The sequence below is a fragment of the Azoarcus taiwanensis genome (assembly GCF_012910885.1).
GTDB lineage: Bacteria > Pseudomonadota > Gammaproteobacteria > Burkholderiales > Rhodocyclaceae > Azoarcus_F > Azoarcus_F taiwanensis.
The window spans coordinates 1-10,311 of record NZ_WTVM01000135.1 but is presented as its reverse complement, the minus strand read 5'-3'; the positions used below and the strand labels follow the sequence as shown (position 1 = coordinate 10,311).

The following is a 10,311-nucleotide window of genomic DNA, read 5'->3' as shown; positions in this document are numbered from 1 at the left end:
GCCGCCGAAGCTGCGGCCGAGGCACCGCCCGCCGAACGGGTCGAGGCGAGTTGGGAGGATGTGGTTCCGGTCGACGTGCTGGGTCTCGAGGTCGGATATCGGCTGATTCCGATGGTCGATCGTTCGCAGGATGGCGAGCTGCTGAAGCGTATCCGCGGGCTGCGCAAGAAGTTTGCGCAGGATGTGGGCTTCCTGTCGGCGCCGGTGCATATCCGCGACAACCTCGAACTCAAGCCCAACGCCTATCGCATCCTGCTCAAGGGTGTGGAGATCGGCAGCGGCGAGGCCTATCCCGGTCAGTATCTCGCAATCAACCCGGGCCGCGTCACCGGCAGTCTCACCGGCCGCGAAACCACCGATCCGGCGTTCAACCTCCCGGCAGTGTGGATCGATGCAGGCCAGCGTGAGCAGGCGCACGCACTCGGTTATACGGTTGTCGATGCGAGTACCGTGGTGGCCACTCATATGAACCACCTCATCCTGAGTCACGCCGCGGAGTTGCTCGGCCGCCAGGAAACCCAGGCGCTGCTCGATCATATCGGCAAGGATGCGCCGAAGCTGATCGAGGACATGGTGCCGGGGGTCATCCAGATCGGCGCCATCCAGCGTGTGCTGCAGTATCTGCTGGAGGAGGGCGTCAACATCCGTGACATGCGCACGATTCTCGAAACCATGGCGGAGCACGCACCCCGCACCCAGGATCCGATGGAGTTGACGTCGCGGGTACGCCAGGCGCTCGGTCGATCGATCATGCAAAGCCTGTTCCCGGGCAACAGCGAGGTTCAGGTCATCGCCCTGGATCCGGCGCTCGAGCGTATCCTGATGCAGGCCATGGCCGGTGGGGACGACAGTGCGGCGATCGAGCCCAGTCTGGCCGACGGCTTGCTGCGGCAAACCGCCGAAGTCGCCCAGCGTCAGGAAGATATCGGCCTGCCGCCGGTGTTGCTGGTGCCGCCGCAGCTGCGCTGGCTGTTGTCGCGCTTCCTGCGCCGAGCGGTGCCTTCACTCAAGGTGCTGGCGAACACCGAAGTGCCTGAGTCACGCACCATCCGCGTCTCGGCAATGGTGGGGGGCGCCGGCGGCTGAGCGTTGCTGGCACCCAGACGACGCGAACCAGCGGGGTGAAAAGGCGGGGTAAAAAGCGCCTTTTCCCGACTCGGCGGATGTCGGGCATGGGCAACAATGTCAGCGTGCACAAAAGGCTGTCGGGAGAAGAGTCATGAACGTAAAGCGATATCAGGCGCCAACTGCTAGAGAAGCCCTCAGGGCGCTCAAGGCCGAGTTGGGTGCGGATGCGATCGTTCTATCCAACCGTGCCGTCGAGGGCGGCGTCGAGATCCTTGCCCTGCCGGCCGAGTCGGTGGGTGCGATTCATGCTGCGGCCCGTCGCCCGGAGCGCCAGGAAGCGGCTGCGCCGGTCCGTCGAGAGGCGACAGCTGCCCCTGCAGCATCCGGTTTCGACGCCGCCGCCGACGACGACGATGACTACACCGTCAGCCTGAGCGCCGGGCGTGGCGGACGTGAGCCGGTGAGACCGCCGAAAGTCGTCAGCCCATTCAATCCGCCTCGCTACGAGACCGCGGACTATCTGATGCGCAAGCGCGATAGCGCACCGACGCCTGTGCAGCAGTCCGTCGCAGCCGATGAACGCTTCGACGCCTACGTACGTCCGGGGCGGGTCGAGGCCGAGCCACGCAGCGAGGCGTCGCCCGTCCGGCCGGAACCGGTCGCACCGAGAACCCAGAGTCCGCAGGACGACCAGCGGATACTCGCGCTGCAACAGGACAACGCCCGTTTGATGTCGGAGTTGTCCGGGATTCGCGGCATGATCGAACGTCAGCTGGCGGGTTTCGCCTGGAATGAGACCCGTCGCACTGCGCCAGCGAAGGCGCAGTTGCTCGGTGAATTGCTGGAAGCAGGGTTCTCGACCACGCTGGCGCGAGAACTGGTCGATGCCGTGGCCGACGAAAGCACGCCCGAGCAGGCCCGCAATGCGGTCAGGTCTGCGCTGGCGCGTGACCTGCGCGCGATGAGTTGCGATGCCGATCTGATCGATCGCGGTGGTGTTTACGCGCTGGTCGGACCAACCGGCGTCGGGAAGACCACGACCACAGCCAAGATCGCCGCGCGCTGTGTGGTGCGCCACGGAGCCGACAAGCTGGCCTTGATCACCACCGACGGCTATCGTATCGGGGCGCAGGAGCAGTTGCGCATCTACGGGCGGATTCTCGGGGTGCCGGTATTCCCGGTGCGTGATGCCGCCGATCTGCGACAAACCCTGTCCGAACTGCGCGACAAGCATATGGTGCTGATCGACACCGTGGGGATGAGTCAGCGTGACCGCATGGTCGCCCAGCAGGCCGCGATGCTGCTTGGTGCAGGCCCGGTCAAACGCCTGTTGCTGCTCAATGCCACTGCGCGTGGAGATACCCTGGACGATGTGGTGCGGGCCTATGGCGGTTCCGATCTGGCTGGCTGCATTCTCACCAAGGTGGATGAAGCAGCGTCGCTCGCGCCGGCCATCGGTGCCGCAATCAGCCATGGGCTCGAATTGCTTTACGTCACCAACGGTCAGCGTGTGCCGGAGGACTTGCATCTGCCCAACCGAAGCTATCTGCTGCATCGCGCGCTGCGTGGTGTGCCGGATGACTCGGCCTGGCATCTGAAGCAGGATGAGGTCGGTTCGATGCTGGCCGCAGGCGGGGCTTCGGCTGAACGGTTCGGAGGGTTCGACGATGATAGACGCGCTTGAGGATCAAGCCGCCGGCTTGCGTCGGCTGTTTCGTCGCGCGCCGCCGACTGTGGTTGCGCTGTTTGCGACTGGGCGTCATCGCGCGGTATCGGCGGTTGAGACCTGTTATCGGATTGCGGGTAATGACGGGCGGTTGTTGTTGCTCGACGAGGTTGCCGGAGACGGAGCACTGGACACGGTACTCGAGCTGCCGACGGGCACCGATCTGCTCGCCGTACTCGGCGACGGGGTCGAGGTTGGCGATGTCGTGCAGCCGATGCCCGGGTTGATCGGGCGAGTGCCGGTTGGTGCCGCCGCGCTCGCCCTGCCGCTACTCGACGAGCTACGTCGGCAGCGTGTGGTCACCGCCTTGCGTGAGCTGCATCGCCGAGCGGGTTTTGTTGTTGTCCATGCCAGCCCGGATGGTGCTGGAGATCCGTCGCCATTCGTGTTCGCTGCACCGCGCAGGCTTCTGGTCGCCGAGGCGAGCCGCAGCGGTGCGACCGAGGCCTACACGCTGATCAAGCGCCTCGCCGCGGCCGGTGCCGGCTCCCTGCATGTGGCGGTTGCTCGTGCAAGAGACCGACGCGATGCGGGTGCGTTCTTCGCCAGCCTGGATAAACTGGTGCGGGAACATGTGGGGGTTCCTCTCGCCTGGCTCGGCGAGGTCGAGCGTGATGATCTGTCGGCCGGGCTGGCACACGAGGCGGCGGAATCGTCACCGCGCGAACCGGAAGCCGCCTTCTTGCGCCGACTCGCATCACTCGCGCGGGAGCCACGACGACTCGCGACGCGATGAGCCAATTCATGAGGGTGGTTCTCGCGCGAAAGCATGCGTCGGCGCAAGCGCTGGCCGGCTTGGCACCTGCCGTCTAAGGCATAATCCTAGAAACCTCGGTTGATCGCACTCTATGACTTTGAATGCCTTACTTAGCTTGGGATACCCACCTTCGACGACGGTTACCCGATGGGTGAGTCAGCTACGTGCCCGATTGCACGCCTGGTGCGCCGCCTGGCTACGTTGCTCCTCGTTGCAGGGAGCGACCATGCTGCCTCGTCGCGCCTTGCCAGACGACGCACCAGACGCAGACTCGAACACGTCCAACTAAGGCTTCTAGGATAATCAGATTACCGGCCTTACGGTCGGCGTGATGAACAGGCGAAACTGATGTACGACGCACACGGCAATCGGGATAAGGCAGATCTGGTGGAGGGCTACGCACCGCTGGTCAAGCGTGTCGCCTGCCATCTCATGGCCCGTCTGCCGGCGAGCGTCGAGATCGACGATATCATCCAGAACGGCATGATGGGCTTGCTCCATGCCATCGATCGCTACGAGGCCGGCATGGGAGCGCAGTTCGAAACCTACGCCGTGCAGCGGATTCGTGGCGCAATGCTCGACGGACTTCGAGGCGAGGACTGGTTGCCGCGCGCGCTTCGGCGCGAATTGAGACGTATCGAATCCGCGATTCACGTTCAGGAGCAGCAACTCGGGCGCCCGCCCACCGAGAGCGAAATCGCCGACTCCCTCGGTATGCCGCTCGGTGAATACCAGCAACTGTTGCAGGACGCCCGTGGTCATCAGTTGGTGTATTTCGAGGATTTCGTAGAACCGGACGGCGAAGGCTATTTCGACCGTCATCTCGGCGACGATGAGCTGAATCCGCTGCAGATGCTTGAAGATGCCGATACACGCCAGACCTTGTTGAATGCGATCGAGGCTCTGCCGGAGCGCGAGCAGCTCGTCATGAGCCTTTACTACGACCAGGAGCTCAACCTGCGCGAGATCGGTGAAGTGCTCGGCGTGACCGAGTCGCGCGTTTGCCAGCTTCATAGCCAGGCGGTGTCGCGCCTGCGCTCGCGGGTGATGGGTGAGGGTGGTCCAGTCGCACGCAAGCGGGGTCGCCCGCGCAAGAATCCGGTCTGACTCCATAAGCTTGCCAGTCCATGGACAAGATCAGCTTTTTTGGACTTGCGCTCGGATTCGCCGCAATCGTGCTCGGACAAGTGCTCGAGGGCGGTCATATCGCGTCGCTGCTGCAGCCGACTGCGTTCATCATCGTCGCTGGCGGCACGCTCGGCGCAGTCATGTTGCAGAGTCCGTTCCGGGTATTCAAGGACGGCGTGCGCATGTTGCGCTGGGTTTTCGTGCCGCCGGTGGTCAGCCATGAGGATCTGATCGCCGAGGCCACCGCCTGGAGCCACGTTGCGCGCAAAGAGGGCCTGCTCGCGCTCGAAGGGCGCATTCAGAACATGTCCGACCCCTTCATGCGCAGAGGCGTGCAATTGCTGGTCGACGGCATCGAGCCCGAGCGTCTTCGCGAAGTCCTGGAGGTCGAGATCGATTCAGCCGAGAACCAGATGAAGCTCGGAGCCCGGATCTGGGAAGCCGCGGGCGGCTATTCCCCCACGATAGGGATTCTCGGTGCGGTGCTCGGCCTGATCCACGTCATGGAGAACCTCGCCGATCCTTCGCTGCTCGGCGCCGGTATTGCGGTGGCCTTTGTGGCGACGATCTACGGCGTTGGCTTCGCGAATCTCGTCTTCCTGCCGATCTCCAAGAAGCTCATGGCCCACATCGGTTCGATTACTTCACAGCGCGAAATGCTGCTCGACGCCATCATCGGCATCGCCAATGGCGACAATCCAAGGCTGATCGAGGGCCGCATGCGCAGCTATATCGCTTAAGCCTTTGCGTCGTCCCACGGTGGTCTTGTCAGAGGTGGAAGTGGCCGATCGATGCCTGAAGTTCGCTTGAAAGCGCATCCAGCCGTTGCGCGGTTTCGGCGAGTGTCGCCAATTCCGTGTGCACCCCTTGAGCCTTCTCTACGATTTGCGCGACGTTGCTGCTGATGCGGGCGCTTGACGTCGACTGTTCCCGCACTGCCGCCGTGATCAGGGCGACCTCGTCATCCGTGCGCGTCGCTGCATCGTCGGCCTTGCGTACCGCAGCCGCACTCTGGTCCATCGCGCTTCGGCTGGTCTGCAAGGTCTCCAGACCGCGCCCGAGTTCGCTTTCCAGTTGTGCGGCCTGCTCGTCGAGCGCGCGCGTGATCTTGTCGATGTCGTTCGCCGACAGGCTCGATTTCTCGGCAAGCTTGCGCACTTCATCTGCGACCACCGCAAATCCACGGCCTTGCTCGCCGGCACGAGCGGCCTCGATCGCGGCGTTTAGCGCAAGCAGATTGGTTTGATCGGCGATATCGCGGACCTGACCGGTGATTGCCGAGATGCGATGTGCATCCTCTATGAATCGGCCAGCGGTCTCGCTCAGCCGGCGCATCACGTCGCTTGTCTGTCCGATCGTCGCGCCCAGTGTCGCCAGCTCGTTGGCGGCATGGCCGGATTGTCCACGGGCGTCGCGGGCAAGCTCGCTCACGCGCTCGGCGTTGCCTTCGATTGCCTGGATCGCGGTGGTGACGTCGTCGACCGAGCGAGCGGTCTCCGCCGCCGTATTGGCCTGCTCTGCCGAGGACTCGGTGGCATTTCGCGCCGCGGCGGCGAGTGTGCGTGCCGACTGCTCCACGCGGCTTGATGAGTCTGCAACGCTCTGGATCAGCCGGCCGAGTTCGACGCGAATCGTCTCGGCGCTCTTGGTGATCCGGCCGAGTTCGTCCCTCGTCCTTGCCGTAATCGGTGTGCCGAAATCACCCTTTGCCAGGCGATTCAGGTTGTCTTCCAGCGCGCGAGCTGGCGAGATGAGCTGATGCTCCAGCAACCAGAGGAATACGATGAACGCGATTACGCAAGCTGCAATCATCAGCGAAACGCTGATTGATACCGCGTGCGTGCCGCTCGCGGCGATCTCGTCGCGTCTGGCGTCGATGTCACCCCCCAATGCCACGATGATGCGCTCGAGTTGGGCTGCGGGTTCGGTATCCAGACCTTGCGCGTCGTCGTCGGCTCCAGTGATGTCGAAGAAAAGCTGGTAGGCAGCGAGCACCCGACGATAGCGGCTTCCCATGTCGATGTGGCTATCGATGAAGGCCGTGATTTCACTATGCAGCGCAGCCGCACCGTCATCTTCAAGCAAACCCTCCATGATCTGACGGATGAGGGTTTCGTTCCGCTCGAAGGTCTCCCAGTGCCGCGCAAGCTCCCGGTGATCCGCCCCTCTGAGGATCGTATCCTTCCAGGCGCGTTGCTGGTCCCTGAAAGCCACATTCGCTTCGATCAGGCGGGCTCGTCCATCCTCGAGTTGGCGGACCTCATTGGCAAAGCCGTCGATTGCGCGCGCCTGGAGATAAAGGCCGCCAGCAGCGGCGGCGAGGACCAGCACCGTACCGAAACCGGTGATCAGAAGCAACTTGTAGCGGATGCTCCCAAGAATCAGATTGAACACGCTGTCTCCTGCTGTTGATTATTACTTGGCCTACGAAACATTTCGGCAAAAACGGCGAGGACTTTAGCCCAAACTGGCAACTCGGTGTCCGATTGTCTCAAGTGTGGCGTGTGTCCAGTCGATAAGCATTTGGTCGGAGAATTCGGGAATGCAGCATGCGCAGACGCAGAAAACAGGTCGAGGAGCACGACAATCCGGATCGCTGGATGGTGTCCTACGCGGACTTCATTACGCTGATGTTCGCCTTCTTCGTGGTGATGTACGCAGTGGCGGCAGTGAATCAAGGGCAGTACCGCGTGCTGTCCGACTCGATAGTCAGCGCGTTCCGATCGATCAGTATCGTACCCGGTGGCCAGCATTTGGAACTGCCGCCGGTTTTCGTGACCAGCCAGTTGCCCCTGCCGATTCAGGAAGTGCCACGCGAAGCTGCCCGGCGCGAGACCGGCGAGGTTGGCGAAACCACCCTGCGCGAGGTGCGCGACATTGCCGACGAGATCCGGCGCGTGCTGGGGCCGGTTGCCCAGGAGGGGCAGATCACGGTCTCGGACGGTGCGCAGGGGATTACGGTCGAGATCAACGCAAGCGTGCTTTTCGCCGCCGGTGAGGCGACGCTCAACTCCGGTGCCTTGCCTGCCCTGCGCGCGGTCGCGGGAGTGCTGGCTGACGCGAGCTTTCCGATCACCGTCGAAGGGCACACCGACAATGTACCGATCGCTACCTTCCGCTTCCCGTCGAACTGGGAATTGTCTTCTGCACGTGCCTCGTCGGTCGTTCGTTTGTTCGTAGAAGCCGGTATCGAGGCGTCGCGGCTCACCGCCGCGGGCTATGCGGACCAGCGCCCGATCGCCGACAACACCGACGAAGCGGGGCGCGCGCGCAACCGCCGGGTGACCCTCTACATCGAATCGCGCTTCATCGAACCCGGGCCGCCGGCGACCCCGGTTCGGATTCGTGTCGGCGACCCGATGGGTGCGATCCTGCCCGGGCAATAGAGACCGGTCAGTCCAGCGTCTCGGGTCTGATCTGCTTCGGCAGCACCAGGCCCTTGCGAGCACGGCGGTGGCGCAGGGTTTCGCGTTGTGTGGGCTTGAGCTCGATCTCGGTCGGCTTGCTGCCACGACCGATGCCGCGCACGAAGAGGCTTGCGTCATCCGCCGGCACTGCCACCGCGGCGAGCTGTTCGCCAGCGTCCAGTGCCATCACGATGACGCCCCGGCCACCGGACTGTACCTTCATCTCGCTGCGCGGGAACACCAGGATGCGCCCCTTCTCCGAGACCGCGGCGATCCAGTCGCCATATGCCGGCGCAGGCTTCAGCACCGACTCGCCTTTCTCCAGTGTCATGAAGGCCTTGCCGGCGCGTTGGCGACTGGTCGCGTCACCCAGGGTGCAGATGAAACCGTAGCCGCCGGAGTTGGCGAAGAACCAGACGGAATCCGGTGCGGCCGATACCACCTGGGCGAGGCGGGCGCCATCCTGGAAGTCGATCAGCGTGCTCATCGGCGTGCCGTCTCCGCGCCCGCCGGGCAGCTCCGAAACCTTCAGGGTGCAGGCGCGTCCCTTGGTGTCGATGACCACCAGCGGCCACACGGTGCGAGTTTCGAGCAGTGCGAAGCCGTGGTCGCCGGTCTTGTATGTGATGCTGGCCGGATCGATGCCGTGACCCTGGCGACTTCGGACCCAACCGTTTTTTGACAGGATCACGGTCACCGGCTCGTCGGGCACGCTGACTTCGGCCGGGGCGACCGGGGTGACGGTCTCGATCAGGGTGCGGCGCGCGTCGCCATGCTTCTTCGCGTCGTCGCGGATTTCCTTGATCAGCAGACGGGTCATTGCCGAGTGGCTATCGAGCAGCTGCTGCAGGCCCTCGCGCTCTTCACGCAGGTCCGCAAGCTCCTTCTCGATACGGAAACCCTCCAGGCGTGCGAGCTGGCGCAGGCGGATCTCGAGGATGTCCTCGGCCTGTGCTTCGCTCAGCCCGAAGGCTGCGATCAGCGCCGGCTTGGGCTCGTCGGACTCGCGGATAACGCGGATCACTTCCTCGATGTGCAGGAAGGCGATCATGCGCCCTTCGAGGATGTGGATGCGGCGATCGACTTCGTCGAGGCGGTGGCGGGTGCGGCGTTCGACGGTGACATAGCGGTAGTCGATCCACTCGCGCAGGATCTGCACCAGGTTCTTCTGCTGCGGCCTGCCGTCTCGGCCGATCATCGTCATGTTGAGCGATGCCGAGCTCTCCAGCCCGGTGTGGGCGAGCAGCACCGCCATGAATTCGTCGCGACCGACGCGGCTGGAGCGTGGTTCGAGCACGATGCGCACCGGGGCCTTGTCCGAGGACTCGTCCCGCACGGTGTCGAGTACGCCGAGCACCAGCTGCTTGAGGTTCTTCTGCTCCTGGCTCACTTCCTTCTTGCCGGCGCGTGGCTGCGGGTTGGTCAGCGTCTCGATCTCGGACAGGACCTGAGCGGTCGACACGCCATGGGGCAGTTCGTCGATGACGACCCGCCACTGGCCGCGCGCAAGCTCCTCCACATGCCAGCGTGCACGCAGGCGCAGGCTGCCGCGACCGCTGGCATAGGCATCGCGAATGGCTTCGGGCGACGAGATCAGCTGGCCACCACCGGGGTAATCCGGCCCGGGCAGCATTGGCAGGATGTCGCCCAGCGCGGCGTCCGGGTGCCGGATCAGATGACAGGCGGCCTCGGCGACTTCGTTGAGGTTGTGCGGCGGAATCTCGGTGGCCATGCCGACCGCGATGCCGGAGGCGCCATTGAGCAACACGAAGGGCAGGCGGGCGGGCAGGAACTGCGGCTCTTTGAAGGCGCCGTCGTAGTTCGGCAGAAAGTCGACCGTGCCGCGGTCGATCTCCGACAGCAGCAACTCGGCGATCGGCGTCAGACGGCATTCGGTGTAGCGCATCGCCGCAGCCGAGTCGCCGTCGCGGGAGCCGAAGTTGCCCTGGCCGTCGACCAGCGGATAGCGCAGCGAGAAATCCTGCGCGACCCGCACCATCGCGTCGTACACCGAGCTGTCGCCGTGGGGGTGGTACTTGCCGATCACGTCGCCGACGACGCGCGCGGACTTCACATGCTTGGAGGTGGCCGATAGCCGCATCTCGTTCATCGCGAACAGGATCCGGCGCTGTACCGGCTTGAGCCCGTCCTCGACCTGGGGCAGGGCGCGCGAGCGTACCACGCTCATCGCGTAGGCGAGATAGGCACGCTCGGCGAATGCATCC

The 10,311-nt window shown here is 64.1% G+C and carries 8 protein-coding genes; 6 read left to right on the top strand and 2 right to left on the bottom strand.

Annotation, left to right across the window (positions count from 1 at the left end; all coding sequences use genetic code 11):
- From GPA21_RS16695 to GPA21_RS16675, 5 genes are all read left to right on the top strand, one after another.
- Nucleotides 1-1,086: FHIPEP family type III secretion protein (locus tag GPA21_RS16695; protein WP_211163659.1), on the top strand; the 1,086-nt coding region annotated here is incomplete at its 5' end.
- Between the two features lie 133 nt (nucleotides 1,087-1,219).
- On the top strand, nucleotides 1,220-2,752 hold the full coding sequence (gene flhF, locus GPA21_RS16690) for a flagellar biosynthesis GTPase FlhF (protein WP_168989249.1): 1,533 nt from the start codon (nucleotides 1,220-1,222) through the stop codon (nucleotides 2,750-2,752).
- Nucleotides 2,736-3,530 (top strand): P-loop NTPase family protein, encoded by a 795-nt coding sequence (locus GPA21_RS16685; RefSeq protein WP_168989248.1) that lies wholly within the window; start codon nucleotides 2,736-2,738, stop codon nucleotides 3,528-3,530. The genes flhF and GPA21_RS16685 overlap by 17 nt, the downstream gene beginning before the upstream one ends.
- A 369-nt stretch (nucleotides 3,531-3,899) precedes the next feature.
- Nucleotides 3,900-4,658, top strand: coding sequence for an RNA polymerase sigma factor FliA (locus tag GPA21_RS16680; protein ID WP_168989247.1), 759 nt, complete (start codon nucleotides 3,900-3,902; stop codon nucleotides 4,656-4,658).
- Between the two features lie 20 nt (nucleotides 4,659-4,678).
- On the top strand, nucleotides 4,679-5,419 hold the full coding sequence (locus GPA21_RS16675; RefSeq protein WP_168989246.1) for a flagellar motor protein: 741 nt from the start codon (nucleotides 4,679-4,681) through the stop codon (nucleotides 5,417-5,419).
- A 28-nt stretch (nucleotides 5,420-5,447) separates the two neighbouring features.
- Here the strand turns inward: GPA21_RS16675 and GPA21_RS16670 are convergent, their stop codons facing one another.
- Nucleotides 5,448-7,073: a methyl-accepting chemotaxis protein gene (locus GPA21_RS16670; protein WP_168989245.1), complete on the bottom strand. Its 1,626-nt coding sequence runs from the start codon at nucleotides 7,071-7,073 to the stop codon at nucleotides 5,448-5,450.
- A 155-nt stretch (nucleotides 7,074-7,228) separates the two neighbouring features.
- On the opposite strand from GPA21_RS16670, the gene motD reads away from it, so the two are divergent.
- On the top strand, nucleotides 7,229-8,065 hold the full coding sequence (gene motD / locus GPA21_RS16665) for a flagellar motor protein MotD (RefSeq protein WP_168989244.1): 837 nt from the start codon (nucleotides 7,229-7,231) through the stop codon (nucleotides 8,063-8,065).
- A 7-nt stretch (nucleotides 8,066-8,072) separates the two neighbouring features.
- On the opposite strand, the gene parC is transcribed toward motD, so the two are convergent.
- On the bottom strand, nucleotides 8,073-10,311 hold a 2,239-nt coding region (gene parC, locus GPA21_RS16660; RefSeq protein ID WP_168989243.1), incomplete at its 5' end, for a DNA topoisomerase IV subunit A.

Excerpts from the sequence above, each read along its gene's own strand:
- GPA21_RS16680 (WP_168989247.1), top strand. The coding sequence starts at position 3,900 with ATGTACGACGCACACGGCAATCGGGATAAGGCAGATCTGGTGGAGGGC.
- motD (WP_168989244.1), top strand. The coding sequence starts at position 7,229 with ATGCGCAGACGCAGAAAACAGGTCGAGGAGCACGACAATCCGGATCGC.
- GPA21_RS16675 (WP_168989246.1), top strand. The coding sequence starts at position 4,679 with ATGGACAAGATCAGCTTTTTTGGACTTGCGCTCGGATTCGCCGCAATC.
- GPA21_RS16685 (WP_168989248.1), top strand. The coding sequence starts at position 2,736 with ATGATAGACGCGCTTGAGGATCAAGCCGCCGGCTTGCGTCGGCTGTTT.
- flhF (WP_168989249.1), top strand. The coding sequence starts at position 1,220 with ATGAACGTAAAGCGATATCAGGCGCCAACTGCTAGAGAAGCCCTCAGG.